The organism is Oceanicaulis sp., from assembly GCF_051859625.1.
In the GTDB taxonomy this organism is placed as follows: Bacteria; Pseudomonadota; Alphaproteobacteria; order Caulobacterales; family Maricaulaceae; genus Oceanicaulis.
This window is the reverse complement of record NZ_JBHYFH010000003.1, coordinates 63,048-88,856: the sequence shown is the minus strand read 5'-3', so window position 1 is coordinate 88,856 and position 25,809 is coordinate 63,048. Positions and strand designations below refer to the sequence as shown.

Below are 25,809 nucleotides of genomic sequence, written 5' to 3'. Positions count from 1 at the left end.
GAACGCCATGCTCAAGCATTGGCTGGGTCTCGGTCGCAAGGCGGCCGGGCGAACCCTTGCGCTCGGATTCGGGACGGGGGCGAGCTGGAGCCCGCGCGGTTACGCCGCCTTCGCCACCGAAGGCTATGCCCGAAACGCCGTCGCGCATCGCTGTGTGCGGCTGATCGCGGAAGCGGTCGCCGCGACGCCTTTGAAGACCTCTGGCGAGGATCGCGCCAGCCAAGCCGCGATGGCGTTGATCCAAGCGCCCAATCCCGACCAGTCCGGCGCGGAGCTGATGGACAGCGTGCAAAGCCATCTTCAGGTGGCGGGCGACGCCTATCTGCACCTGTCCGGTTTTGAGGCGGGAACGCCGGGGCTGTACGCGCTGCGGCCTGACCGGGTGCGGGTGATGACCGGCCCCAAGGGCTGGGCGGAGGGGTGGGAGTATCGCACAGCGTCCGGCGCGCTGGTGTTTCAGCGTGATCGCGCCTCGGGCCGGTCGCCGGTCCTGCATCTGAAGCTCTTTAACCCGACCGATGACCAGTATGGCCTGTCGCCCATGGAGGCGGCGGCGCGGGCGGTGGATGTGCACGCCTCAGGCGGCGCCTGGGCGAAGGCGCTGCTGGATAACGCCGCTCGCCCGTCCGGCGCTCTGGTGATGAAAACCGGATCAGAGGGGCAGGGGCGTTTGACGCCGGATCAGTTTGACCGGCTGAAAGCTGAACTGGAAAGCCTTTACACCGGCCCCGACAATGCCGGGCGCCCCTTGCTTTTAGAAGGCGGGCTCGACTGGAAGCCCATGGGGCATTCCCCCGCCGAGATGGATTTCATCCAGGCGCGGCGCGAGGCGGCGCGCGAGATCGCGCTGGCGTTTGGGGTGCCGCCCATGCTGCTGGGGCTGCCGGGCGACAACACCTATTCCAATTATCGCGAAGCCAATCAGGCCTTTTACCGCCAGACCGTGCTGCCGCTGGCGAAGAAAACCGCCGCCGCGCTCAATCGTTTTCTGGCGTCCTGGTTCGGGACCGATCCGAAGCTCTGCGTGGATGAAGACGGCCTGCCCGCCTTCACCGAGGAGCGCGCCGCGCGCTGGGCGCAGATCTCCGGCGCGGACTTCCTGTCGCCCGATGAAAAGCGCGCCCTTCTGGGCCTCGCGCCGCAGATACAAGGAGAGTCGGCATGAGCCTTGGAGATCAGGTCGCCCAAGGGTGGCGGCTCGAACGTTCAATCACGCTCGGCGTCATTCTGGCGCTGACGCTGCAGACCGCCGGCGCCCTGATGTGGACCGGCGCCGCCAATGAGCGCCTCGACCAGCTGGAAACCCGCGCCGACGCCACCGCGCCGGTGGCCGAGCGTCTGGCGCGGCTGGAAGCGCACGCAGCGTATTCGCGCGCTGCGCTGGAGCGCATCGAGCGTCGCCTCGAACAGGACTGACCGGTCCGACATTTTCACAGTCAGGGGAGGCGCGCATGCAGGCGCTGAACAACTCCGGCGAACCGCTGGAGGTGGCTGGCTACGCCAGCCTGTTTGATATCGAGGATCAGGGCGGTGATCTGGTCCGCGCGGGAGCCTTTGCAGAAGGGCTCAAGGCGCGAGGCCCCACAGGGGTGCGCATGCTGTTCCAGCATGACGCGGCGGAGCCTGTGGGCGTCTGGGACGAGATCGCCGAGGACGGCCGCGGGCTTTATGTCCGCGGTCGCATTCTGTCCACCGCCCCGCGCGGGCGCGCCGCCCTGGGACTGGTGCGCGAAGGGGCGGTGGATGGCCTCTCCATCGGCTTTCGCACCCAACGCTCCGCGCCCCGACCGGGCGGCGGACGCGATCTGTTGCAGCTCGATCTGTGGGAGGTGTCCATCGTCACCTTTCCCATGCTGGCCCAGGCGCGGCTTCGCGTCCTTGGGGCTTCTGAGGCGCGGCTCGCCGCGTCGGCGGCCTGACCGCTTTGACTATGCATCATGAACAGAAAGGATTTTCATGAGCCGGGAAACCAAGATGGCGGTTCCTTCCGCTGACACGCGCGTGGCCATGGCGGATATGCTGGCCGCGTTTGAACATTTCAAACAGGCCAATGACGACCGCCTGGAGGCGATTGAATCCAAGACCGGCGCCGATCCGCTGATCACCGACAAGGTGAACCGCATCGACGCTGCATTGAACGAGGCCCAGTCCCGCCTTGATCGTCTGAGCCGGGAAGCGGCGCGGCCCGACCTGTCCGGCGCCGATGTGAAATCGGCGGGCTGGTCGGGCTTTCTGCGCACTGGCGAAACGCCGGCGCTCGATCAAAAAGCGCTGTCGGGCCAGACCGGCGCGACGGGCGGCCATGTGGCGCCGGCGGAGCTGGAAACGCGTATCGAACGTTTGATCCGCGAGGTCAGCCCGATCCGCTCCATCGCCAGTGTCAAACAGACGCGCAGCCACACCTTCAAGAAACCGGTCAGCGCGGGCGGCGCGGTCGGCGCCTGGGCGGCGGAGACGGCGAGCCGGCCTGAAACCGACGCGTCCTCGCTGGAGCTGCTCGAGTTTCCGACCGCCGAGCTTTACGCCATGCCCGCCGCCACCCCGGCGATCCTCGATGATGCGCTGGTCGATCTTGAGCAATGGCTGGCCGAAGAAGTGCGCGATGTCTTTGCTGAAGCCGAGGGCAAGGCCTTCGTGTCCGGCGATGGGGTGAATAAGCCGCGCGGCTTCCTCAGCTACACCATGGCCGAAGTCGGCACGGAAAGCTGGGGCGAGATGGGGTTTGTCTCGACCGGGGTGTCGGGCGGGTTTTCCGTGTCAGACCCTGCTGATGCGCTGATTGATCTGATCTATGCGCCCAAGACCGCCTATCGCTCAAATGGCCGCTTTGTGATGAACCGCTCCACGGTGTCCGCCGTGCGCAAGTTCAAGGATGCGGACGGCCAGTATATCTGGCAGCCCGCCCAGGGCGCGGGTCAATCGGCCAGCCTGATGGGCTATCCCGTCACCGAGGCCGAGGACATGCCCGATATCGGCGCCAACAGCTTTTCGATCGCCTTTGGTGATTTCGAGCGCGGCTATCTGGTGGTCGACCGCCAGGGCGTTCAGGTGCTGCGCGATCCGTATTCGGCGAAACCTTATGTCCTGTTTTACACCACCCGCCGCGTCGGCGGCGGCGTGCAGGATTTCGACGCGATCAAGTGTCTGAAATTCGCCGCCTGATCCGAGCCTTCTCTCCCCCACCTCAAAGCCCCGGCCACAGCGCCGGGGCTTTGCTTTTTTGAAAAGGAGGCGGCGCGATGTCTCTCACTCTTCTAAGTCCGCCCGGGGCGGAACCCGTCAGTCTGGAAGCGGCGAAAGCCTGGTTGCGCGTCAGCCATGAAGACGACGATGCATTGATCACCGACGCGATCATCGCCGCACGCGAACATGTGGAAGCGCGAACTGGCTTGGCGCTGATCACCCAGAGCTGGCGTGAGCGGCTCGATGACTGGCCGCGCGCAAGGCTTAGCGCGTCCGGGCTGGCGGTCAGCCTGGCCAAGGCGCCGCTTCTGAGCGTCGAGGCGGTGCGCGGACGCGAGCGCGACGGGACGCTCTCGGTCTGGGATCCGGCCGAATACCGGGTGGAGACCGGTGAGCCGGGGCGTTTGGTGGCGATCCTGCCCTTCTCCTTGCCGCGCCCTGTGGTCAAGGCGGGCGGGATCGAGATTGAGTTCACCGCCGGGTTTGGCGAGACGCCCGACGACGTGCCGGCGCCCTTGCGCGCGGCGATCCTGCATCTGGTCGCGGCGCGCTATGGCGCGGATCGGGGCGAGGGGGGCGAGACGCCGCCTGCGCCTGAGATCGTGGATCGTCTGTTAGCCCCCTATACGCCGGTGCGGCTATGAGTGCGGAAGCCGCGTTCCAGAGCGGTCTTCTGGAGCATTTGCGCAGGGATCCAGGCATCACGGCCCAGCTGGAGGCGCGCATCTTTGATCAGCCCAGATCCGGCGTGCGCTATCCGTTCTTGTATCTGGGACGAGCGATAAGCGAGGCGGCGGACGCCAGCGAGACAAAGCTGATAGAGATGCGCCAGACCGTGCTGATCCGCGGGCGGCGCGATGACAGCGAGACCATCAAAAAGGCGCTGGGCGCGATCCGCTCTGCGCTGGAGACGAGCCCGCTGGTGCTGGAAGCGCCCTATGCGGCGATCCATCCGCGCCTGGTCTACGCCGACCTGTTCTCCACCTCAGACAGCCGCATCGTGCAGGGGCTGGCGCGGGTCAGGGTGATGGTTCACCAGGTTTAAACCCTGTCGCGGTTCCGGGCGCAGGCAATTGCACGCCGGGTCAGAATCAGACCCAATTCAGATCAGATCAGCTTGACGTCACGTCTCAGCTTGCATGGCCTGATTTCCATGCCTACTTGATTGTTCTGGCGGAGAAGCTAATCTCGCAGCCGCTTGTGAAGCGTCAGAATGAGAGCTTTCTACGGCTTTTCATACCTGCGCCGTACACGACTGCATCGTAAGGGTTTATTTATCACGGCTCGTCATGATGACGCCGTGATTTTGTAACACTGTGAACCTTGGCGCACGTTATGCGTTGCGTGAACAGGGAAGCAACTGGAGACAGACTATGTGCCGTTTGGGTGCGAAAATTGAAGGTGCCAGCCGTATTGAAGGCACGAGCCGTGTCGAAGGTACGAGCCGTATTGTCAGTGTTTCAAAGGTTGAAGGCACGAGCCGTTAGGCTTTCCAGTCTGCGTTCAAGCCCGGGAAATCCCGGGCTTTTTTGTATTCACCATAAAGTTCGCGTTTGGGGGGAATATTGGACGCGCTCATCAATTATTTCCGCGAAGTCTCAGCCTTCGGCCCGAATGCGGCGGACTGGTGGCTGGTCGGCATTGGCGGAGCGACGCTGTTTCTGCTGATCATCACGGCGGCGTTCGCCGGAATCCAGATCTGGCATTCCGGACGGACGACGAAAAAGAACAATTCCTTCTTTCATATCGCCATCCAGACGCGCGATCATGACCTGATCCAGATGTTCGAGCAATTTCGCCTGGCGCGCCGGAAATTGCGCGACGGTCATATCGGATCATTTGGCGTTGAACAGGTCGATGAGCGTGAAATTTCCTATGCCGGGAAAATGCTCATGGCGGAAGACGTCCTCAAGAAAGTCTTCAATTACTATGAGGCCACCGCGATCGGCATCAAGAACGGGGCCTTGAACGAGCCGATTCTCAAAGACTGGTGGCGGCGCAGCTATGTTCTCGATTTCATTGATTTCGCGCTTTACGTCTATCAACGGCGCTTGAGAGACGACGCTGAGAAGTTGTTCAGCGAGTATGAGCAACAGGCGATCAATTGGGCTGAAGACGACGAAAAACAGCAAATTGAAGACGCCCAAGCCAAGGCGCGGTCCTGGTGGCGTGAAGAACAGGCCAAAGCGTCGGACTGACCCGAAGACTGACGCGCTCAACAACGCACAGAAGCCGCCCTCAGGGCGGCTTTTTTCATGTCTGAATTCAGGCGTTCAAACACAAGGAGACACGCCATGACGGCGCAGGCGGGCAAGGATGTCTTGCTGAAAATCGGCGACGGAGGCGCGCCGGAAAGTTTCACCACCCTTGCGGGGCTCAGGGCGAAGACCCTGTCGCTGAACGCTCGCGCGGTCGAGGTGACCCATGCCGACAGTCCGGGGCGCTGGCGCGAATTGCTGGACGGCGCCGGGGTGCGCACTGCGGCGATTTCGGGCGCAGGGATTTTTGTCGACAGCGCGGCGGATGAGACCGTCCGCGGCGTCTTCTTTGATCAGGCCAAGCGCAGCTGGCGCGTGATCGTGCCGGACTTTGGCGTCATCGAAGGCCCGTTCCTGGTGACGGCGCTGGAATATTCGGGCCGTCATGACGGCGAGGCGAGCTATTCGCTGTCGCTGGCGTCCGCCGGCGCGCTGAGTTTTTCAGCTCTCTGAGCTGCGCTCGTCGATCCGGCGCTGGCGCTGCATGTCCTCAAGCTCGTTGAGGCAGGCGCGATAGGCGTCGGGGTTGCGCAGCGTCTCGCACTCTTCCTCATAACGCTCGTCATAAACGTCCTGGAACAGGCTTTCACACCCGCACAGAACCAGCGGAGAGGCGAGGGCGAGACAGGCGAGGAGGCGGCGCATGGGTGATCCCTTCACGTTGATCCGCGCCCAGTCTAGCGGCGCAAAAAGACTGTGGTCATGACAAATTCTCAATCTGGACAGGTGCGCGCCCATTTGGGCGATGCGCCAGTCACTCTGCGTCTCAGCCTTGCAGCCCTGATGCAGATCGAACAGGCGCTGGAGGTCTCTGGCCTTGAAGCGCTTTCAGAACGATTTCGAAGTCTCAGCGCGACCGATCTCAGCCGCGTTCTGACCGCTTTGTTGACCGCGGGCGGCCATGAGAACGCGCAGGCGCTGGCGGACGCGGCGGCGCCGGCAGACGCCGCGCGGGCCGTGCTGAGCTGTTTTGAAGCGAACCTCACATGACCGGGCGCTGGCCGGGCTGGTTCGCGCTGGGCGTGCTGCGCTTCGGGCTGAGCCCTGACGCCTTCTGGGCGCTGTCGCTGGCGGAATGGCGGGCGCTGTGCGCGGCGCTGGGGCCCGATGCTCCGCCGCCGCCGCCCGACCGTCAGGCGCTCGACGCCCTGATCAAAGACTTTCCCGATGGAGGTTCATAATGACGGACACCTTTGATTTGTCGGATCTCGCCGCGGACGCCGGTGCGGCGCGGCGCGCCATCACCGAGACGGCGCGTGAGGGCGAAAGCGCGGCGCGGGCCTTGTCAGACGCATTTGAAAGCGCGGGCCGCGACATCGCCTCAAGCCTTGAGGGCGCGGCGCGCTCCGGCGAGCTGAGCTTTTCAGACATGGCGGAAAGGATCGCCCGCACTTTCGCCGAGCTGGCGCTTGATCGGTTCATCCTGCAGCCCTTGCCGGGGCTTCTGGACAGCGCCGCCGGGCAATTGGGCTCGCTTCTGGGCGGGGTGCTGGGCCAGCGGGCCGAGGGCGGGCCGGTGATGGCGGGCGAGCGCTATCTGGTGGGCGAGCGTGGACCGGAAGTGTTCACGCCCGGCCAGTCCGGCGCGGTGTCGCCGCTGGGCGGGGCGCCGGTCAACATCACCATCATCGCTCAAGGGCAAACGCTGGACGGCGTTAAACGCTCTGAAAGCCAGATCGCGGCGGCTGTGGCGCGCGCCGTCCAAAGGGGAGGACGCCGGTTATGAGCGGGTTTCATGATGTGCGCTTTCCGCTGTCGATCGGGCTCGCGGCGCGCGGGGGCCCCGAACGGCGCACCGAGATCGTGACGCTCAATTCAGGGCGCGAAGAACGCAACGCCGTCTGGCGCGACTCGCGACGGCGCTGGGATGCGGCGCCCGGCGTTCGGTCCCAGGCGGATCTGGCGCGGCTGACCGCCTTCTTTGAAGCGCGGCTGGGCCGGCTGCACGCGTTTCGATTCACTGATCCCTTTGATCACGGGTCGGCGGGACCCGGCGCGGCGCCGGGACCCGCCGACCAGGTGATCGGAACCGGGGATGGCGCGACAGACCGGTTTTTACTTCTCAAAGCCTATGGCGACGGCGCCGGGCGCTGGGACCGCCCGATTACGCTGCCTCAGACCGACAGCGTTCGCGCAGCGCTCGACGGCGTTGAAACGCCGGTCAGCGTCGAGCCCGGCGGCGCCATCGCCTTTGACGCGCCGCCGCCTGAGGACGCGCTGATCACTGCCGGATTCCGATTTGACACGCCAGCGCGGTTTGACGCCGATCAGCTGGAGGCGAGCCTTGAGACCGGCGCCGCGATGATCAGCTCCGTGCCGCTGATCGAGGTGCGGCTTTAGGGCTGGACAGGCGACGTTTGGCGCGCCCTGATGGTTGAGATCAATCGGGGAGGATCACATGATCGCCATGCTTGCCGCCGCCCTTCTGGCGCAGTCATCGCCAGAGTTGACGCCGTTCGAGGCGCAAGGCTTTCGCACGCAGATCGTGGTGGAGATCGCGGCGCCACGCGACGAGGTGTTTGACACGGCCACGGGCGATGTCTCGCCCTGGTGGGACCACACCTTCTGGCCCGGCCCTGCCGAGCTGGTGATCGAGCCGGAAGTCGGCGGCCTGTTCTATGAACGGTTCGAAGCGGACGCGCCGGATGGCGTCGTGCATGCGCGCGTGATCTTCGTGCAGGCGCCCGAGCAATTGCGCCTCGACGGCCCGTTGGGCCTGAGCGGCCGGGCGGTGCATATGGTTTCGAGCTGGACGCTGGAGGAGGGCGATAGCCCGCATGAAACCGTCTTCACTGTCGACCTGGCCATGACCGGCGAGGTGGATGAAGCGCTCGCCGGCGTCGTGCGTTCGGTCTGGGTGCATTTCATCGAGGGGCGGCTCAAGCCGTTCATGGAGGCGGACTGTCACCTTGAGCCCGAAGCGCCCTGCGCCGCGTTCGAGAGCGACTGACGACCGCCACTGATTTGTAGGACACCGCCCCGGCTTTTCGCCGGGGCTTTTTTTATGGAGGCTCGTGATGATCGAGATTCCGCCCGAGTTGCAGGCGCGGCTGGATGCAGGGGTGACCACGCTGAGCTGGGCCTGGATCCTGACCCGGCGCGACGGCGCCCGCTTTGGCTTCACCGACCATGACCAGATGCTGCAAGTGGATGGCGTAAGCTGCGAGCCCGCCTCAGGTTTCAGCGCCGGAAATTTGCGCAGTGAAACCGGAACAGCGCCTGCGCGCGGCGCCGTCTTCGGGCGGCTCGACAGCGGCGTGATCACCAGGGACGCCATCAAGGCGGGCGCCTGGGACGGCGCCGCTTTGGCGCTCTATCGGGTCGACTGGTCAGACCCGACGCTGAACTATCGCACCTTCACCGGAGAGCTGGGCGAAATCCGCTATGGCGATCAGGGCTTTGAAGCGGAAGTCTCAGGTCTGTCCGCGCGTCTGAACCGCACGATCGGCCGGGTGTTTTCGCGCCAATGCGACGCCGAGCTGGGTGATGCACGCTGTCAGGTCGATCTGGCCGCGCCGGGGCGGCGGGTCAGCGGCGTGCTGGCGGGGCAGATCACCCGGCGCGCTATTCGGATAGAGGGGCTGGACCCGGCGCCGGGTGACGTCAGTGTGTTCTCTGAAGGCGTGCTGGCCTGGACGGATCAGCAGTCCTGGCCGGACCAGCGCATTGTCACGGCGCGCGCGGACGGGACAGGGCTGATTGTTGAACTCGACAGTGCGGCGCCCGCCGCCGAGGCGGGCGAGGCGCTCAGGCTGACACTCGGATGCGACAAGCGCTTTGAGACTTGCAAGGCGCGCTTTTCCAACGCTGCGAACTTTCGCGGCTGCCCGCACATGCCCGGCAATGACGCCCTGATCCGTCCGGTGAGCGCGCGCTGATGAGTGAGCTGGAACACCGGTCGCGCATCCTTCGCGAAGCGCGAAGCTGGACTGGCACGCCCTATCATCACCAGATGAGCGTGAAGGGGGCGGGCTGTGATTGTCTGGGCCTCGTGCGCGGCGTCTGGCGTGCGCTTTACGGGCCCGAACCCCAGACCCTGCCGCCCTATACGCCTGACTGGGCCGAGCGTAGCGCGCGCGATCTGCTGAGCGAGGCGGCGGCGCGCTGGTTATCTCCTGTCGAGATCGTCTCGGCGGCGCCGGGCGACGTCTTGCTGTTTCACTATTCCCCGAACGGCCCGGCGCGCCATTGCGCGATCCTGAGCGCGCCTGATCGCATCCTGCACGCCTGGCGGGGTCAGCGCGTGTGCGAGACCGCTTTAGGGCCTTGGTGGCGCCGACGGATCGCAGGCGCCTACGCCTTCCCCCTTTAGCCAGAGCGAGGATCATATGGGTCAGCTTCTCCTGTCCGCCGCCCAGCAGGTCGGCGCGTCATTCCTGCAAGCGGGGGTGGGCTCGCTGGTTGGCGGCCTGTTTGCGTCAGACCAGCAAGGCCCGCGACTTGATAGTTTCAACGTCCAGACTTCAACCGAAGGCGCCTTCGTGCCGATCGTCTATGGCCGGATGCGCCTCGCCGGGCAGGTGATCTGGCTGGGGCCGGTCACCGAGACCGCCAACACCCGCAACGCGGGCGGGGGCAAGGGCGGCCCCGAGATCACCGAGTATGAGTATGCCGCGAGCTTCGCGGTCGCGCTGTGCGAAGGCCCGGTCTCCGGCGTCGGACGCATCTGGGCGAATGGCGAGCTGCTCGCCCATGATACGGCGGTGATGCGGCTTCATGCCGGCGCGCCGGATCAGGCGCCGGACCCTTTGATTGAAGCGGTGGAGGGCGCGGCGCCCGCTTATCGCGGCCTTGCCTATGTGGTGTTTGAGGATTTCCCGCTCGACGCCTATGGCGCGCGTCTGCCCAATTTGAGCTTTGAAGTGCTGGGTGCGGGCGAGGACCAGAGCGATGAGCCGCAGCTTGAACACCTGGTTCAGGGCGTGTGTCTGATCCCGGCCTCGGGCGAGTTCGTCTATGCCACTGAGCCGGTTTATCGCCAGCTGCGCGAAGGCGAGGAGCTGGCCGAGAACGTTCACACCAGCCGCGCGTTCACCAATCTCGAAGCGGCGCTGGATGATCTGGCCGCGCGCCTGCCGCAGGTGAGGTCAGTGGCGCTGGTCACCAGCTGGTTCGGCGATGATCTGCGCTGCGGCGCCTGCCAGATCCGGCCGGGCGTGGAGACGCGTGAAAAGACCACACGACCGCTGGACTGGTCTGTTGCAGGCCTGTCGCGGGCGGACGCGCATCTGGTGTCCCAGCGGGATGACGCGCCGGTCTATGGCGGCACGCCGTCAGACGAGACCGTGATCCATGCGATCCGGGCGCTCAAACAGCGCGGCTATGCCGTCACCCTCTACCCTTTCATCCTGATGGACATTCCTGAGACCACGCGCGCTGACGCCCCTTATGGCGCGCCCTATCAGGCCGCCTATCCCTGGCGGGGCCGGATCACCTGCTCGCCGGCGCCGGGGCAGGCCGGTTCGCCCGATCAAAGCGCGCAAGCGAGCGTGCAGGTGGATGGTTTTTTCGGCGGCGCGCGCGTGACGGACTTCCAGGTTTCCGGCGATGCGGTGCGCTATGACGGCTCTGCTGGGGATTGGGGCTTTGACCGCTTCATCCTGCACCATGCCGCGCTGGCCAAGGCTGCGGGCGGTGTAGAGAGCTTTCTGATTGGATCTGAAATGGTCGCGCTCAATCAGGTGCGCTCAAGCCGGACGACCTATCCCGCCGTCACGCGCCTGAAAGCCTTGGCGGGCGAGGCGCGGGCCTTGCTGGGGTCGTCGGTAAAGCTGTCCTATGCGGCGGACTGGTCTGAATATTCCGGGCATGCGCCCCAGGACGGCAGCGGGGACCGCCTGTTTCATCTTGATCCGCTCTGGTCGGACCCCAACGTGGATTATGTGGGGCTCGACTGGTATGCGCCCTTGTCAGACTGGCGAGACGGGGAGACCCATGCCGATGCGGATTTCGGCTCGATCCATGATCGCGCCTATCTCAGCGCCAATGTGCAAGGCGGTGAAGGCGGGGAGTGGTATTATGCGTCGGACGCCGACCGTCTGAGCCAGTCCCGGACCCCCATCCTCGACACGGCCCATGGCGAAGACTGGGTCTGGGCGTATAAGCGCCTCGCGGACTGGTGGTCCAATCCCCATCAAGACCGGGTGGGCGGACACCGTGCGGCGACGCCAACAGGCTGGGCGCCGGGCGGCAAACCGATCCGCTTTGTGGAGCTCGGCTGCCCGGCGGTGGACAAGGGCTCGAACCAGCCCAATGTCTTCCTCGATCCCAAAAGCACGGAAAGCCGGGCGCCGCATTTTTCCACCGGCGCGCGTGACGATCTGATCCAGCGCCGGGCCATCGAAACCGTGCTGGATTATTGGGACCCAGGGCAGGGGCGCAATCCGGTCTCACCGGTCTATGGCGGCCCCATGCTGGACCTGGAACGCAGTCATGTCTGGTGCTGGGACGCCCGGCCGTTTCCTGAATTTCCCGCCCGCACCGATATCTGGAGCGATGGCGGAAACTGGCGGCGCGGGCACTGGCTGACGGGACGGGCGGGGCAGTCTTCGTTGAGCGCGGTGGTGACCGATATCGCCCGCCGCGCCGGGCTGGACGCGCTGGACGCCCATCAGCTGGACGGCGTGCTGGCGGGCTATGTGATCAACCGTCCGCAACGGGCGCGTGATGTGATCGCCAGCCTGGGCGCGGTGTTTGGCTTTACGCTGGTGGACCAAAGCCGGGGCGCGGCCTGTCTGCCGCTGTCTCCGGTCAGCGCGCCGGTCATGCTGGAGGCCGATCAGCTGCCTGAAGGCGCGGATGGCGCCGTTTACACCCGTGCCCCGCTGGAAGACGCCCCCGCAGACGCCCAGCTCGTCATTATTGGCGATGAAGGCGATTATGCGCCCGCCGCCGTCAGCGCGCGCGGGCTGGACCATGTGACCGATGGCTTGATTTCAGTTCAGGCGCCGATCCTGGCCGATCGTGGTCTGGCGCAAGGCTGGGCGCGTGATCTTCTGGCCCGCGCCCGGACGCAGGGCGAAAGCCTGAGCACAGCCCTGCCGCCCTCGATGGCTCGGCTTGAAGCAGGTGATCCGGTGCAGATGAGCGGCGCTGACGCTCCGCTTTGGCGGCTGGATGCGCTGGAGGGTGTCGCGTCGCGCACCGCTCAGCTTGGCCCGGCGCTGGGCGGGCTGGCGCCAGTGTCCGGCCCGGAGCCGCAACTCCCTGCGGCGCCGGTCGCGGCGGGACGCCCGCTTGTGCGTTTGCTGGACCTGCCCCTTGGCGGGGATGAAGAAACGCCGCGCAACGGCCTTTTGGCGGCGGTGTGGAGCCAGCACTGGGCGGGGGCGGTGCAACTTTATGCCGGCGCCGATTTTGAAAGCGCGCAGGTCAGAGCGCGCATTGCCGCGCCAGCGCAAACGGGCGTTTTGCTGGACGATTTGGCCGCCGGCCCCGAGGGACGCTGGCGCCAGGATGAGGCCTTGCGGGTCCGGCTCTATGACGGCGCCTTTGAAAGCCGCTCGCGTCTGTCGGTTCTGGCGGGCGCCAACCAGCTTGCGGTTGAAACGCCAGAGGGTTGGGAAGTGCTGGCGTTTGAACACGCAGCGCTCGAACCGGACGGCGCCTGGCGGCTGACGGGGCTTTTGCGCGGTCTGGGCAGCTCGCCCGCGCCCGGCGCCTCTGCAGGCGCCAGCGTGGTGACCCTTGATGGCGCGCTGGGCGTGCTGCCGGTGACCGATGCGGAACGCGATGCCGCGCTGTCTGTCATCGCCGTGCCCCAAGGCGCCCGGCGCAGCGATGGTCGCGCCCGCCAGCTGCAGGCGGTCTATCAGGCGCGTGATTTGCGTCCGCTCTCACCGGTTCATCTCAAAATGATGAGGAGCGAGGCGGAGCTGACGCTGAACTGGATTCGCCGCACACGGATCGGCGGGGACCGCTGGCAGGGGGTGGACGTGCCGCTGGGTGAGGCGCTGGAGGAGTATGATGTGGAGTTGCGAGACCTGAACGGCGCCGTCATCGCGCGTTGGTCGGCGTCTTCCCCGCAGCTTGTCCTGTCTCTGTCAGAGCTGCCGGTTGATCTGAGCGGTTGCAGCTTCAGCGTCCGGCAAATCTCAGAGCGATATGGCGCTGGGCTGGCGTCGGTCTTGCAGGTCTGAGGCGGAACGCACAGATGTGACCCGTTCGGGTGCGGCCCGGTGCTCGCCCGACCTGCAAGAGACTGCTATCACAACGGCCATGATGACTGACCCCTATGCGATTCTGGGCGTGTCCCGCACTGCGAGCGCCGACGAGATCCGGCGCGCCTACCGCAAGCTTGCGAAGGCCTTGCACCCTGACGCACGTCCGAATGACAAGGTGTCCGAAGACAAGTTCAAGCAGGTCACCCAGGCCTTCAAGCTGTTGTCAGACCCTGAACAGCGCGCCCGCTTTGACCAGGGCGAGATTGACGCCGCCGGGCAGGAACGCCCGGCCTATCATTTCCGCTCGCGCCCCGGCGGCGCGCCCGGCGAGCGCGGCCCCAGCGGCCGGTTCGAGGATCTGGGCGACATGTTCTCTGATCTGTTCACCGATTTTGGCGCCTCCCGTTCCCGTGGGCAGCCCATGCGCGGCGCCGAGATCAAGGCGCGCCTCACTGTCAGCTTTGAAGACGCCATGCGCGGCGCGAAAAAACGCGTGAGCTTGTCCAACGGCAAATCATTGGAAGTGGCCGTGCCCGCGGGCGTGGAGAGCGGCAAGGTGCTGCGCCTGCGCGGTCAGGGACATCCTGGTCGCGATGGCGGCCCGGCGGGGGATGCGCTGATCGAGATCGTGATCCAGGAGCATCCCTGGTTCCGGCGTGAGGGCGACAATATCCGGCTCGATCTGCCGATTTCCCTGAAAGAAGCGTTGTTCGGCGGCGCCGTGCGCGCGCCTACAATTGACGGCATGGTCGAGGTTCGCGTCCCGGCGGGCGCCAATTCCGGAGCCCAGCTGCGGCTGCGCGGCAAGGGCGCGCCCAAGGGAGAGGGCGAGCGCGGTGACCAGATCATCCGTTTGGTCATCGACGTGCCGCTGAACGACCCTGACCTTGAAGCGTTTATCGAAGATTGGACGCCTCCGACGGATTATGATCCGCGAAAGCGTTTCATGTCATGATGCCCCTCAGCCACGTTTCTGAATACCGTTCAGCGTGCGTTCAGCCCGGATCCGTCATTAAGCATGTCATGACACGAATTCTCACACTTCTCCTGACGCTTGTTTGCGCCTCCTCCCTGACAGGGGCGCCCGCCCATGCCCTGGTCCACAAGGATCAGAGCTATAGCGTGGCGCAATCCATCGTGCCTATGTCGGTGGCGGTCGCCGCCGTGCGTCAGGCTTATCCGGGCGCCGAGGTGTTGTCCGGCCGGCTCGTGAATGGTGAGAACCCCTATTATATGATCCGGATACTGACCCGTGAGGGCCGTCGGCTTGATGTGCGCGTGGATGCGCAATCGGGCCGGGTGCGCCGATAACGGGAGGAGGCAGACATGCGAGCGCTTATCGTCGAAGACGACCCTGACCTGCGTCGGCAACTGGCTGATGTCCTGACCCATTCCGGCTATGCGGTGGACACCGCAGCGGATGGCGAGGACGGCCTGTTTCTGGGCGAGACCGAGCCTTATGACGCCATTGTGCTCGATCTGGGTCTGCCCAAACTGGATGGCGTGACGGTGCTGGAGCGCTGGCGCGAGGCGGGCATGGCCTCGCCGGTGCTGATCCTGACCGCGCGCGACCGCTGGAGCGAGAAAGTCGCCGGGTTTGACGCTGGGGCGGATGATTATCTGACCAAACCCTTCCATCCTGAAGAATTGCTGGCGCGCCTGCGCGCCCTGACCCGCCGGGCGGCGGGCCACGCCACCTCCACCCTGATGTGCGGTGATCTGAGTCTCGACACCCGCGGTTCCCGGGTTTTCCTGGGCGATCAGCTCATCAAGCTGACCTCGCATGAGTTCCGGATGCTGAGCTATCTGATGCATCACCGCGACCGCGTCATCTCGCGCACCGAGCTGGTGGAGCACATCTACGACCAGGATTTCGATCGCGACTCCAACACGATCGAGGTGTTTGTGGGTCGCCTGCGCAAGAAGATCGGCTCCAGCCGCATCGAGACGGTCCGGGGCTTGGGCTACCGGCTGGTGGATCCCGGCGAATCCAAGAGCTCGGCGGCTGAGTGAGCGAAGACGCCTCAGCACTGCGCCTTGTCACTCAAGGCTCGATGGTGCGCCGTCTGGTTTTGACGGCGCTGGGGTGGGCGCTTGTGCTGCTGGTTCTGGGCGCGGTGTCATTGACAGCGCTGTTCCGACAGACGGTTCTCAGTGATCTTGAGGACCGCTTGTCAGGGGTTGCTGACGCTCTGATCGCCCATGTGGAGGTCAGCGATTCCTTGAACCTGCGTCTGGACGAGGACCTGATCGATCCACGCTTCTCCCAGACCTTTTCAGGCCGCTATTGGCAGGTGTCGCTGGACGCGGCGGCGGATGTCGCCCCCTTGCGTTCGCAATCGCTGGCCGACGCTCTGCTGATGGCGCCGGACAAGGCGACGCGTGAAGCGCTCGACAATCCCGGTCGCCCCGTCAGCGCCATGAGCAAAGGCCCCGATGGGGAACCCTTGCGCCTGGTGATCCGCGCCATTCTGGTCAATGACGTTGAGACGCCCCTTCTTGTGATCGCGGCTGAGGACCAAAGGCCAGCGAACGCCCGCATCATGCGCTTTGGTCTGGCCTCGGCGGGATTGTTTCTTCTGTTCGCCGTCGCGCTGGGCGTGGGCGTTTTCGTACAGGTGCGGGTCGGCCTCGCGCCGGTCTTGCGCATGGGACGCGCAGTGGCCGACGTCCGCGACGGGCGCAGCGAGCGCGTCAGCGGGGTGTATCCGGCGGAACTGATCGCTCTGGGCGGAGAGCTGAACAAGCTGCTCGATCATTCCCAGGAAGTGGTGGAGCGCGCCCGCACGCATGTGGGCAATCTGGCCCATGCCCTGAAGACGCCTTTGACCGTCTTGTCCAACGAAGCGCGGGACCAGGACGGGGCGCTGGCCCGTCAGGTCGACCGCCAAACGCGGCTAATGTCTGAACAGGTCGAGCACCATTTGCGCCGGGCGCGCGCGGCGGCTCATGCCCGCACGATCGGCGCTCGGGCGCCTGTGGAGCGCACGCTCGACGACCTCGGCCGTACCTTGCAGAAAATCTATGGCCGCCAGGGGATCACGCTGGACTGGCGCTGCGAAGGTAAGATCGTCTTTCGCGGAGAGAAGCAGGACCTTGAGGAATTGCTCGGCAATCTCATCGACAACGCCTGTAAATGGGCGGCCAGCAAGGTCAGCATCATCGCCAGCCTGCGTGATGGTCAGCTCTATCTCTGTGTCGAGGATGACGGTCCCGGACTGACGCCTGAACAAAGCCAGGCCGTGCTGGCGCGGGGCGTGCGCCTTGATGAACAGGCGCCGGGAACTGGGCTGGGCCTCGCCATCGTCGTGGATCTGGCGCGCGCCTATGACGGCGCGCTGGAGATTGAACGCTCCGACCTTGGCGGGCTCAAGGCCTGTTTATGGTTGCCAGCACTTCTGGAAAGCTGACATTAACTGCGTTCAGTTATTTTTGAATCCAATGTGTTTGCCTTGGTGATGACATGGGGCCGCTCTCCGCGGGGAAAGTCGAAAAACTGTCTGTTCTGCTTGCTCACATGTCTGTGGAGCGAGTGGACGGTCTTGTCGACCTTGCGCTGGAGCTTGATCCGGGCTTGGCCCGGATGCTCGAATATTGCCGCTATGGCGCGGACGGCGCGGCCAGTCGACTTTTCTTTCTGCCTCTTCAGGACGTAATTGGCGACTCAACGTGTATCGAGCCGTCAAAGGCGCTTATTCCCGAAAACCTGCTGGTGCCGTTGTGGAACTGGATCAGTGATCTTGATCCTGAAGCGGCGCAGGAAGCAATGGACGCCGCGTCATCCTTTACGGACAAACCCGTGGATGAACCGCTGGATGAGACTCGTGTGCGTGTCGCGGCGGGCATCGTCAAAGCGCTGGATGAGCTTGAGCACGAGCCCAAGGAGAACAAACGTCTGCGCCAGCAACTGGGGGTGACCCGGTTTGATGATGTGCGCAGCATCGCCGGCATGCTCAACAGCGTCCCTGCGCTGCGGGAAGCGCTCGACGGATTGCCTGACGAGATCGAGGAGATGGGCGACGAGGTCTGCGCGGAATTGCGCGACCGCTACGAGCAGGCGATCGAGGAAACTCCGGAATCGGGCGTCTGGGTGCTCTTGATGATCATGGCCAAGGTTCACAAGCCCTGGCGCATGCTGCGTATCTTTGAACGGATCGCGCGGCGCGAGGATGATTTCCTGCTGACCCATACCGACATGTCGAGCATCGGCGACGCGCTGCTCAGTGATGCGGAATTTTATCTCAAAGGGTTTCAATCCGCGCCTCGGACCGAAACCGAGATGGAGGCCGCCGTTCGATCCGTCACGCAGTTCGCCGCTGTCACCGTCGGCATGACGCGTGAGATCGGCATCCGCAAGGACGGCGCCTGGGGGCAGAGATTGTTCGAACTGAGAAACGCCGCCAGCCAGCAGATGGAGCGCATCCATGAAGAGGCTCGGCGTATTTTTGAACTGGCTTTGCCGGAAACCGGGCCCAGACGGCGGACGCGTGAAATTCCGCACCCTGGCGAGCCGGCGTTCGACCAGGCCGAGATTGTGTGTAACTTCCTGTATCGCGTGAAGGATGACGCCGCCCGCGCCGCCGTCGGCAATGCTCACGCCTTATTGCTGGAAGAGTTCAAGGACGCCACCGAAAAACTGGGTGAAGGCATTCTCGCCAGACTGCGGCGCAATGTCTCTGATGATGAAGAGGCTGACCTGGTCCGATTGCGCGAAGTCACGCGTATTCTGGATATTCTGGGCATGAGATCGACCGGTGAGGTCCTCCTGCGCCGAGCCGCCGCAGCCCAAGCCGCGTAATGCGCCTTCAAAGCGGGCGGGGGACAGTCTATCTACCCCTGCATGACCGATAAAACTGCTCCCATCGCATTGGAAGACCGTGACCAGACTGGCGCGCGTCTGAGCTCGCCGAGCGCCGCACGCAATCGCGGCCCGATCATGACTGCGCTCAGCATGCGTTTGTCTGAAGGCGCGCGTATTCTCGAGATCGCCAGCGGCACGGGCGAACATGCTCTTGCCCTGGTGACCCACCGTCCCGATCTGAGCTGGACGCCGAGTGATCCCGACCCGCAATCGCGCGCCAGCGCTGACGCCTGGGCCGAAGACGCTCAAGGCCGGATGCAGCCTGCGTTGGACCTTGATGTCTGCGCAGCGACCTGGTGGGACAAGGTTGAGCCCGTGGATGCGATTTATTGCGCGAACATGATTCATATTGCGCCCTGGGAAGCTGCGCAGGGATTGTTCGCCGGCGCCGCGCAGCTGTTGATTCAAAACGGCGCGCTGCATCTTTACGGACCTTACCAGGAAGGGGAGGCGACAGCGCCCTCAAATCTCGCCTTTGACGCCAGTTTGAAACAGCGAGACCCGCGCTGGGGCGTTCGGCCGTTGGTCGATGTGGACGCACTGGCTGGCGCGCATGGATTTGTTCGAACAGAACGCGTTGAGATGCCCTCCAACAATCTTTTGCTGACCTTCCAGAGAGGCGCCGCATGATCGGCTTCATTCTGATCAGCGCCGTGATTGGCGCGCTTGCCGCCTGGCGTCTGGCCATGCCGTTTCTCAAGGCTTCAGGAGCGGAGACGGCGAACCGGATTTTGGCGCTGGCGGCTGTCCCGGTCGTGTTGCTCGGCGCGCTGGGGCTGTACTTCGTCAATGGCGAGCCCGATGCGCCCGGCGCGCCCTATCGCGAAGTCGCGGCGCGTCTGAGTGCGACAAATCCCGAAGACCTGACGCCGGACGAGCAAGAGGCGCGCTTGCGCGCGATCTTGCGCGAAGACCGTGATGATTTGCAGGCTTTGACCCTGCTGGGCCGGTTTCTGGCGCGCACCGAGCGCGAACTGGAGGCGGTGACGTTTTTCACCCGGGCGCTGCAGATCGAAGAGGACCCGCGTATTCTGTCAGATCTGGGTCAGGCGCTGGTCGTGCTCAATGACGGCCAGGTCACCCCTGAGGCCGAGCGCGCTTTCGACGCCGCCTATGCGCTGGACCCGACATTGCCGGAACCGGCGTTCTTTCTGGGCGCCGCCTATTATGCGCGCGGGGAACGCAATGAAGCCGCCCGCGTCTGGTCTGATATCATTGCCCGACTGGATGCGGGCGATCCGTTTCGCGCCGCGATCGCAGCACGCGCCGCAGATCTGTTGTCACGGCCTCAGGGCGGGCCTGGCTCAGGCGGCGCCGCGCCTTTTGCGGACGCCATCGCCGCAGGCGCTGCGCCTGAGGATCTGGCGAACATGATGGTGGACCGTCTTGAGATGCGGCTCCAAGACGATCCTGACGATTTATCAGGCTGGCTGACGCTGGCGCGGGCGCGCTGGATGCAAGACGAGCCTGAAGCCGGGGCTGCGGCGCTGGAACGCGCGCGGGCCCGATTTGAGAACAATCCTGGCGCGCTGGTCCTGATTTCGGCCATGCAAGGCGCATTTTCCGGCGAGGAGAGCGACGGATGAGAAAAGCCCAGCGACGACTGATGATCACGCTCGCGGCTGGCGTGGTTCTGGTGGGGGCGGCGGCGCTGGCGATGACCGCCATGCGCGACGCCATGGTGTTTTTCTATTCTCCCGCCATGGTCGCAGACAATCCGCCGCAACCGGGCCAGCGGGTCCGCGTGGGCGGACTGGTGCTTGATGGATCGGTGGAGCGCCCCGCTCGCGGCGGCGCGAACTTCACCATCACTGACGGCGCGGGCGAAATTCGTATCGCGTATGACGGCTCGCTGCCGGATTTGTTCCGTGAAGGGCAGGGCATTGTCGCCGAGGGCGCGTTCAGCCCTGAAGGCCAGTTCACCGCCGACACCGTCCTCGCCAAGCACGATGAATCCTACATGCCGCCAGAAGTCGCCGCCGCCTTGCGCGAGTCGGGCATGTGGCACGAAGAGACCGGCGACCATTCCGGCTATGGCGGCGCGAGCGGCTATGGCGACGTGGAGACGGAGCAACCCTCATGATCGCCGAACTCGGTCGTTATCTCATCGCGTTGGCGTTGCTGGCGAGCTTCGTGCAGATGCTCACCGCCTGGCGCGGCGCGGACCAGGGCGGGCGCGGGGCGTTCGCTCAGGCGAGCCGGGCGGCGTCGGAAATCGCGGTTCTGGCGGCAGGCGCAGCGATGATCTTGCTGATCGCCAGCTTTCTGCGGTCTGATTTCTCGATCGCCTATGTGGCCGCCAATTCCTCGGTCGACAAACCGCTCGCTTACAAGATCGCCGCCAGCTGGGGCGGGCATGAAGGCTCGATGCTGTTGTGGTGCCTGATCTTGTCGGTGTTTGGCTACGGCCTCGCTAGTCTTGGGCCTCAGGAGCCGGGATTGCGGGCGCGCGCGGTGAGCTTTCAGGGGCTGCTTCAAACCTTGTTCTACGGGTTCCTGGCGTTCGCCTCGAACCCGTTTGAGCGTCTCTCGTCCGTCCCGCTTCAGGGCGCGGAACTGAACCCGATCTTGCAAGACCCATTGCTCGTGATTCACCCGCCCATGCTCTATGTGGGCTATGTGGGGCTTTCGACCGCCTTCGCCATCGCGGCGGCGGGCCTGATGCAGAAAACGCCGGGGCGGGCGCTGGCGACGGCGATCCGTCCCTGGGCGCTGGGCGCCTGGACCGCGTTGACAGCAGGCATCGCGCTGGGCGCCTTCTGGGCGTATTACGAGCTGGGTTGGGGCGGCTGGTGGTTCTGGGATCCGGTCGAGAACGCCAGCTTCATGCCCTGGCTTCTGGGCGCGGCGTTGATCCACTCCTCCATCGCCACCGAAAAGCGCGGCGCCTTTCCGGGCTGGACCGTCTTCCTCGCGCTCTTGGCGTACATCCTCTCCATTCTGGGCGCCTTCCTGGTGCGCTCGGGCGTGATCACGTCGGTGCATGCCTTTGCGCTCGATCCTGAGCGCGGGGTCTGGATTCTGGGCATGCTGGGCGTGTCTTCGGTCGCGGGCTTCCTGTTGTTCGCGCTGCGGGCCGGATCCCTGGGCGAAGGCGATGGGTTTGAACCCACCAGCAAGGAAGCGCTGATCGGCGCCAACAACCTCCTGCTCGCCGCCACCTCAGGCGTGGTGCTGGTCGGCACGCTCTATCCCATGCTGCTGGAGATGATGGGCGGCGCCACGATCTCGGTCGGCGCGCCGTATTTCAACGCCGCGGCGACGCCGCTCCTGCTGATCGCGGCTTTGTTGATGCCTGTCGCGCCTTTCCTGCCCTGGGCCAATGGCGGGTTGAAGAACGCGGTGTCGCAAATGCGTGCGGCGCTGATGCTGATCCCGGTGGCGGCGGTGATCGTGGCGCTGCTGATGGCGGGCGCCAGCCCGCTGGCGATTGTGGGCGGCGCCATTGGCGTCTGGGCGATTTCCGGCGCCGTGATGGATCTGGGCCAATCGCTGCCGGTCGCCATGGCGCGAGGCCAGAAACTGATGGTGACGGGCCGAGTTCTGGCCCATGCCGGAGTCGGGTTCATTGCCCTGGGCGCTGCCGCGGACGCCTCGCGTCCGCCCGACCAGAATCTGGCGTTGGCGCCGGGGGAAAGCGCCGTGATCGCTGGCCGAACCCTGACGCTGGACGGCGTGCGCCGAGCGGACGGGCCGAACTATATGGCGGATCGGGCGCGCATCCTTGTGGATGAAGGCGAGGGCGGCGTGATGGAGCCCGAACGGCGCTTTTACGCCGGCGCCAACCAGACCACGCGGGAAGTGGCGCTCAAATCCTCCGTGGCGGGCGATCTTTACGTCTCGGTCGGCGAAGCGCGCATGCGCGAAGACGGGACGACCGCCTTTGAGACCCGCATCGCCTTTCATCCGCTGGTCTGGGCGCTTTCTTTGGGGGCGATCTTCATCGTGCTCGGCGGCGCGCTGTCGCTGAGCGGACGTTTGCGCGCCCGCGCGACGCTTCGCGTCCAAGCTGACCCTGCGCCTCAATCCGCGATGGAGGCCTCAAGATGAAGGCGTTGATCCTGGCCGCAGCGCTTGCGGCGCAAACCGCCTCGACGGGGCTCCCTGCGGATGAAGAAGCCCGCGCCCAGGCCCTGATGCGCGAAGTGCGCTGCATGGTGTGCGCGGGGGAGTCGATCCTTGATTCCAACGCCGGACAGGCGCAGGACATGCGCCGCTTCGTGCGCGAGCAGGTCGCCCTGGGCGCCGATGACGATCAGGTGCGCGAAGCACTGGTGGACCGGTTCGGCTATGCGGTGCTGATGCGACCGCCTGTGGATTCCAGCACCGCGATCCTCTGGGCGACGCCGGTATTGTTATTGGTGCTGGGCGGCGGCTTGCTGGTCACATCCATGCGAAAGCGGCCCTCGAAAACGTGAGCGCCGCGGCCTTGAAGGCCGCGGCGGAAAACGCCACCTCATCGCTCACGCATAACGCATGAAAGAGGCAGGCATGGCGCAATCAGAGAAAGTCACGTTCGAGGGCGCCTATGGCGACACTCTGGCCGCTCGTCTGGAACGGCCCGTTGGCCCGGTCCGGGCGTTCGCGCTGTTCGCGCACTGTTTTTCATGCTCCAAGGATGTCCACGCGGCTCAGCGTATCGCCCGGCGCCTGACCCAGCATGGCTATGCGGTCTTGCGCTTTGACTTCACCGGTCTTGGCCAGTCCGAAGGTGAGTTCTCCAACACCAATTTCAGCTCCAACGTGGCGGATCTGGTGAAGGCGGCGGACTTTCTGCGTGAGCAGTATGAGGCGCCGAGCCTGTTGATCGGGCATTCGCTTGGCGGCGCGGCGGTGATCGCGGCGGCCCCGCAGATTCCCGAAACCAAAGCGGTGGCGACGCTCAACGCGCCGGCGGACGCCGATCATGTGCGTCACCATTTCACGGCTGATGATGTTGAACAGATTGAGGCGAACGGCTCCGCGACAGTGGCGCTCGCAGGCCGCTCTTTCACCATCAAGAAGCAGTTCCTGGATGATATCGGCGAGCACAAGCTCGAAGACATTGTCGGGGACATGAAGGCGGCGCTTCTGATCGCGCATTCTCCGGTCGACGAGACCGTTGGGATTGAAAACGCGACCCGCCTGTTCGTTGCGGCGCGGCATCCCAAAAGCTTTGTCAGCCTGGATGACGCCGATCATCTGCTCAGCCGCGAGGCGGACGCCAATTACGCGGCAGACATGATCGCTGGATGGGCCAGTCGTTACGCGCCGCCCGCCAAGGTCGGCCCGCCGCCGCGGCTTGCCGGTGACGACACGGCGGTCGTTGAAGAAACGGGACTGGGCGGGTTTCACAGCTGGGCGGTGACTGGCGACCATAGTTTTATCGTCGATGAGCCTGAGGCTATGGGCGGGCTGAACGGCGGGCCGGCGCCCTATGACATGCTGTCGGCGGCGTTGGCGGCTTGCACCACCATGACCCTGCGGATGTACGCCAACCACAAAAAGATCGAGCTGGGCCGCATCCGGACACGGGTGCGCCACAGCAAGGTGAAGTCGGACGGTCCTTCAGATCTTTTTGAGCGCCAGATCGTCGTGGAGGGGCTGGAGGACGAGTCCCTGCAACTGAAATTGCTGGAAATCGCCAATAAATGCCCGGTTCACCGCACGCTTGAACACGGCGCTCAGGTGAAAAGCCACTATAATACAGACGCCTAGATTTTATCTTTGAAAATTACGGAACCGTAAGGTTGCCGTAATGGTCTGGTCAGCCGCACCCTGTCATCAAATTCCTGTTCCCATGGATCGGCGCATGCCGGTTCTGACACGCGTAAAGGACTGTGATTGTCTGCCATGAAACTCACCAAACGTTTGATCCTGTCCGCCACTGTCGCCGCTTTGTCGCTGGGCGTCGCCACAACGGCGGTCGTCAGCGCCCAGGAGGCGCCGTCCGCCTATGCTTATGGGGCGCCCAATGGCGCGCCGATGAGCTTCGCCAGCCTGATCGAGCGGGTCAGCCCGGCCGTGGTCTCCATTGAGGCCGAAGGCAGTGTGGATGCGGGCGACGCGCCAGACTTGTCCCAGCTGCCGCCGCAATTTCGTGAATTCTTCGAGCGTTTTGGCGGCATGCCTGAACAACCGCGCGAACGCCGCGCACAAGGCTCGGGCTTTTTCATCTCCGCGGACGGGTATGTGGTCACCAACAACCATGTGATCGACGGCGCGGACACCATTCGCGTCGTGCTGACCGATGGCCGGTCTCTGGTCGCAGAGGTGGTGGGAACCGACGTCGCGACCGATCTGGCGCTGCTGCGTGTTGAGGAAGAGGACGAGCCTTTCGCTTTTGTGGAACTGGACCGCGATCTGGAAATCCGCGTGGGCGACTGGGTTGTGGCGGTCGGTAATCCGTTCGGTCTGGGCGGCACTGCGACTGCGGGCATCATTTCGGCCACCGGGCGTCAGATGGGCGCCCGCCAAGCCTATACTGATTTCCTGCAGATCGACGCACCGATCAATCGCGGCAATTCGGGCGGTCCGGCCTTTGATCTTGATGGTCAGGTCGTGGGCGTGAACTCCGCCATCATCAGCCCGACCGGCGGCAATGTGGGCATCGGCTTCGCCATTCCCTCTGACCTCGCCGCGACTGTGATCGACCAGCTCATCGAAAACGGCGAAGTGCGCCGCGGTTATCTGGGCATTTCTCCGGCGGTTCTGACCGATGATCTCAAGGACGCCATGGGGCTCGACGCGGATCTGGAAGGCGTTCTGATCAATCAGGTTCTCGACGACACTCCGGCGCAGGCCGCCGGCCTTGAGAACGGCGACATCATTTTGCAGATCAATGGCGAAGCGGTGGATGATCCGCGTGAGCTGACGCGCGTCGTGGGCGCCTTCGCGCCGGGTGAGCGGGTTGCGTTCCGCATTCTGCGCGATGAGCGCGAGCGCACCATTCGCGTCGAGCTGACCGAGCGCCCGGAAAGCACCGCTCCTCAAGAGAACGCACAGCGCGAAACCGGCGCCGCGGCGCAGTTCGGCCTGGCGCTGAGCGCGCCGACCGCAGAGGAATCCGAGCAGCTTGAGCTGGAGGGCCGCGGCCTTCTGGTTCAGGGCGTGCGTCCGGGCTCTGAAGCCGCGGAAAAGGGTTTGCGTCCCGGTGACGTGATCCTGGAAGCGGGCGGACGCGATCTGGTCGCGCTGTCAGATTTTGAAGCGGCAGTCGAAGATGCGCGCGCGCGTGAGCGCCGGGCGCTTCTGGTTTTTGTGGTCTCCCAGAACGGTCAGCGGCGCTACGCCGCCCTCGAGATGCCGTCTGATGAGAGCGACGAAGAATAATAACAACAACAGGCGCCGGGTCGGGAAGCCCGGC

General features: G+C 64.8%; 29 protein-coding genes. 28 read left to right on the top strand and 1 reads right to left on the bottom strand.

Annotated features, from left to right (window positions below):
- The first annotated feature begins 7 nt into the window (after positions 1 to 7).
- The 8 genes from ACTIGF_RS13575 to ACTIGF_RS13540 all read left to right on the top strand — a co-directional run bounded on the left by ACTIGF_RS13575 (position 8) and on the right by ACTIGF_RS13540 (position 5,894).
- Positions 8 to 1,165 carry a phage portal protein gene (locus ACTIGF_RS13575; RefSeq protein WP_439637382.1) on the top strand — a complete coding sequence of 386 codons (1,158 nt, stop codon included), beginning with the start codon at positions 8 to 10 and terminating at the stop codon, positions 1,163 to 1,165.
- Positions 1,162 to 1,416, top strand: coding sequence for a hypothetical protein (locus ACTIGF_RS13570; protein WP_439637381.1), 255 nt, complete (start codon positions 1,162 to 1,164; stop codon positions 1,414 to 1,416). Before ACTIGF_RS13575 ends, ACTIGF_RS13570 begins: the two co-directional genes overlap by 4 nt.
- A gap of 35 nt (positions 1,417 to 1,451) precedes the next feature.
- A complete protein-coding gene (locus tag ACTIGF_RS13565) occupies positions 1,452 to 1,919 on the top strand; it encodes an HK97 family phage prohead protease (RefSeq protein ID WP_160092026.1) in 468 nt (155 codons plus the stop codon).
- Positions 1,920 to 1,974: 55 nt separating this feature from the next.
- A complete protein-coding gene (locus tag ACTIGF_RS13560; RefSeq protein ID WP_439637380.1) occupies positions 1,975 to 3,162 on the top strand; it encodes a phage major capsid protein in 1,188 nt (395 codons plus the stop codon).
- 77 nt (positions 3,163 to 3,239) lie between these two features.
- Positions 3,240 to 3,827, top strand: a complete 588-nt coding sequence (locus tag ACTIGF_RS13555; RefSeq protein ID WP_439637379.1) for a head-tail connector protein — start codon at positions 3,240 to 3,242, stop codon at positions 3,825 to 3,827.
- Positions 3,824 to 4,228: a DUF3168 domain-containing protein gene (locus ACTIGF_RS13550; RefSeq protein WP_439637378.1), complete on the top strand. Its 405-nt coding sequence runs from the start codon at positions 3,824 to 3,826 to the stop codon at positions 4,226 to 4,228. Before ACTIGF_RS13555 ends, ACTIGF_RS13550 begins: the two co-directional genes overlap by 4 nt.
- Positions 4,229 to 4,748: 520 nt before the next feature.
- Entirely contained in the window at positions 4,749 to 5,381 is a 633-nt protein-coding gene (locus ACTIGF_RS13545) for a DUF4760 domain-containing protein (RefSeq protein ID WP_439637377.1), read from the top strand.
- Between the two features lie 96 nt (positions 5,382 to 5,477).
- Positions 5,478 to 5,894, top strand: coding sequence for a phage major tail protein, TP901-1 family (locus ACTIGF_RS13540; protein ID WP_439637376.1), 417 nt, complete (start codon positions 5,478 to 5,480; stop codon positions 5,892 to 5,894).
- Here the strand turns inward: ACTIGF_RS13540 and ACTIGF_RS13535 are convergent.
- Positions 5,883 to 6,086, bottom strand: coding sequence for a hypothetical protein (locus ACTIGF_RS13535; RefSeq protein ID WP_439637375.1), 204 nt, complete (start codon positions 6,084 to 6,086; stop codon positions 5,883 to 5,885). The two genes, ACTIGF_RS13540 and ACTIGF_RS13535, sit on opposite strands and share 12 nt — an antisense overlap.
- A gap of 57 nt (positions 6,087 to 6,143) precedes the next feature.
- Between ACTIGF_RS13535 and ACTIGF_RS13530 the strand changes: the two genes are divergently transcribed.
- The 20 genes from ACTIGF_RS13530 to ACTIGF_RS13435 all read left to right on the top strand — a co-directional run bounded on the left by ACTIGF_RS13530 (position 6,144) and on the right by ACTIGF_RS13435 (position 25,775).
- Entirely contained in the window at positions 6,144 to 6,431 is a 288-nt protein-coding gene (locus tag ACTIGF_RS13530) for a GTA-gp10 family protein (RefSeq protein ID WP_439637374.1), read from the top strand.
- Complete coding sequence (locus ACTIGF_RS13525) at positions 6,428 to 6,622, top strand: phage tail assembly chaperone (RefSeq protein WP_439637373.1); 195 nt, start codon at positions 6,428 to 6,430, stop codon at positions 6,620 to 6,622. Before ACTIGF_RS13530 ends, ACTIGF_RS13525 begins: the two co-directional genes overlap by 4 nt.
- Positions 6,622 to 7,167, top strand: coding sequence for a phage tail tape measure C-terminal domain-containing protein (locus ACTIGF_RS13520; RefSeq protein ID WP_439637372.1), 546 nt, complete (start codon positions 6,622 to 6,624; stop codon positions 7,165 to 7,167). The genes ACTIGF_RS13525 and ACTIGF_RS13520 overlap by 1 nt, the downstream gene beginning before the upstream one ends.
- Complete coding sequence (locus tag ACTIGF_RS13515) at positions 7,164 to 7,781, top strand: phage distal tail protein, Rcc01695 family (protein ID WP_439637371.1); 618 nt, start codon at positions 7,164 to 7,166, stop codon at positions 7,779 to 7,781. The genes ACTIGF_RS13520 and ACTIGF_RS13515 overlap by 4 nt, the downstream gene beginning before the upstream one ends.
- Positions 7,782 to 7,839: 58 nt before the next feature.
- Entirely contained in the window at positions 7,840 to 8,391 is a 552-nt protein-coding gene (locus ACTIGF_RS13510; RefSeq protein WP_439637370.1) for an SRPBCC domain-containing protein, read from the top strand.
- 67 nt (positions 8,392 to 8,458) lie between these two features.
- Positions 8,459 to 9,319, top strand: a complete 861-nt coding sequence (locus tag ACTIGF_RS13505; protein WP_439637369.1) for a DUF2163 domain-containing protein — start codon at positions 8,459 to 8,461, stop codon at positions 9,317 to 9,319.
- Positions 9,319 to 9,753 (top strand): NlpC/P60 family protein, encoded by a 435-nt coding sequence (locus ACTIGF_RS13500; RefSeq protein ID WP_439637368.1) that lies wholly within the window; start codon positions 9,319 to 9,321, stop codon positions 9,751 to 9,753. The genes ACTIGF_RS13505 and ACTIGF_RS13500 overlap by 1 nt, the downstream gene beginning before the upstream one ends.
- A 16-nt stretch (positions 9,754 to 9,769) precedes the next feature.
- Positions 9,770 to 13,579 carry a baseplate multidomain protein megatron gene (locus ACTIGF_RS13495; RefSeq protein ID WP_439637367.1) on the top strand — a complete coding sequence of 1,270 codons (3,810 nt, stop codon included), beginning with the start codon at positions 9,770 to 9,772 and terminating at the stop codon, positions 13,577 to 13,579.
- A 79-nt stretch (positions 13,580 to 13,658) separates the two neighbouring features.
- On the top strand, positions 13,659 to 14,558 hold the full coding sequence (locus ACTIGF_RS13490; protein ID WP_439637366.1) for a DnaJ C-terminal domain-containing protein: 900 nt from the start codon (positions 13,659 to 13,661) through the stop codon (positions 14,556 to 14,558).
- A 68-nt stretch (positions 14,559 to 14,626) separates the two neighbouring features.
- Positions 14,627 to 14,914 (top strand): PepSY domain-containing protein, encoded by a 288-nt coding sequence (locus tag ACTIGF_RS13485; RefSeq protein WP_439637365.1) that lies wholly within the window; start codon positions 14,627 to 14,629, stop codon positions 14,912 to 14,914.
- Between the two features lie 15 nt (positions 14,915 to 14,929).
- The gene (locus ACTIGF_RS13480; protein ID WP_439637364.1) at positions 14,930 to 15,616 is read left to right on the top strand and encodes a response regulator transcription factor; all 687 of its coding nucleotides are present in this window, start codon (positions 14,930 to 14,932) and stop codon (positions 15,614 to 15,616) included.
- Positions 15,613 to 17,013 carry a sensor histidine kinase gene (locus ACTIGF_RS13475; RefSeq protein WP_439637363.1) on the top strand — a complete coding sequence of 467 codons (1,401 nt, stop codon included), beginning with the start codon at positions 15,613 to 15,615 and terminating at the stop codon, positions 17,011 to 17,013. The genes ACTIGF_RS13480 and ACTIGF_RS13475 overlap by 4 nt, the downstream gene beginning before the upstream one ends.
- A gap of 107 nt (positions 17,014 to 17,120) precedes the next feature.
- Positions 17,121 to 18,401, top strand: coding sequence for a hypothetical protein (locus ACTIGF_RS13470; protein WP_439637362.1), 1,281 nt, complete (start codon positions 17,121 to 17,123; stop codon positions 18,399 to 18,401).
- A gap of 42 nt (positions 18,402 to 18,443) precedes the next feature.
- Positions 18,444 to 19,094, top strand: a complete 651-nt coding sequence (locus ACTIGF_RS13465; RefSeq protein ID WP_439637361.1) for a DUF938 domain-containing protein — start codon at positions 18,444 to 18,446, stop codon at positions 19,092 to 19,094.
- Positions 19,091 to 20,050, top strand: coding sequence for a tetratricopeptide repeat protein (locus tag ACTIGF_RS13460; RefSeq protein ID WP_439637360.1), 960 nt, complete (start codon positions 19,091 to 19,093; stop codon positions 20,048 to 20,050). The genes ACTIGF_RS13465 and ACTIGF_RS13460 overlap by 4 nt, the downstream gene beginning before the upstream one ends.
- Entirely contained in the window at positions 20,047 to 20,547 is a 501-nt protein-coding gene (ccmE, locus tag ACTIGF_RS13455; RefSeq protein WP_439637359.1) for a cytochrome c maturation protein CcmE, read from the top strand. Before ACTIGF_RS13460 ends, ccmE begins: the two co-directional genes overlap by 4 nt.
- On the top strand, positions 20,544 to 22,514 hold the full coding sequence (locus ACTIGF_RS13450) for a heme lyase CcmF/NrfE family subunit (protein WP_439637358.1): 1,971 nt from the start codon (positions 20,544 to 20,546) through the stop codon (positions 22,512 to 22,514). Before ccmE ends, ACTIGF_RS13450 begins: the two co-directional genes overlap by 4 nt.
- On the top strand, positions 22,511 to 22,882 hold the full coding sequence (locus tag ACTIGF_RS13445) for a cytochrome c-type biogenesis protein (protein ID WP_439637357.1): 372 nt from the start codon (positions 22,511 to 22,513) through the stop codon (positions 22,880 to 22,882). Before ACTIGF_RS13450 ends, ACTIGF_RS13445 begins: the two co-directional genes overlap by 4 nt.
- 73 nt (positions 22,883 to 22,955) lie before the next feature.
- A complete protein-coding gene (locus ACTIGF_RS13440) occupies positions 22,956 to 24,161 on the top strand; it encodes a bifunctional alpha/beta hydrolase/OsmC family protein (RefSeq protein ID WP_439637356.1) in 1,206 nt (401 codons plus the stop codon).
- Positions 24,162 to 24,296: 135 nt separating this feature from the next.
- The gene (locus tag ACTIGF_RS13435) at positions 24,297 to 25,775 is read left to right on the top strand and encodes a Do family serine endopeptidase (RefSeq protein ID WP_439637355.1); all 1,479 of its coding nucleotides are present in this window, start codon (positions 24,297 to 24,299) and stop codon (positions 25,773 to 25,775) included.
- The last annotated feature ends 34 nt before the right edge of the window (positions 25,776 to 25,809 follow it).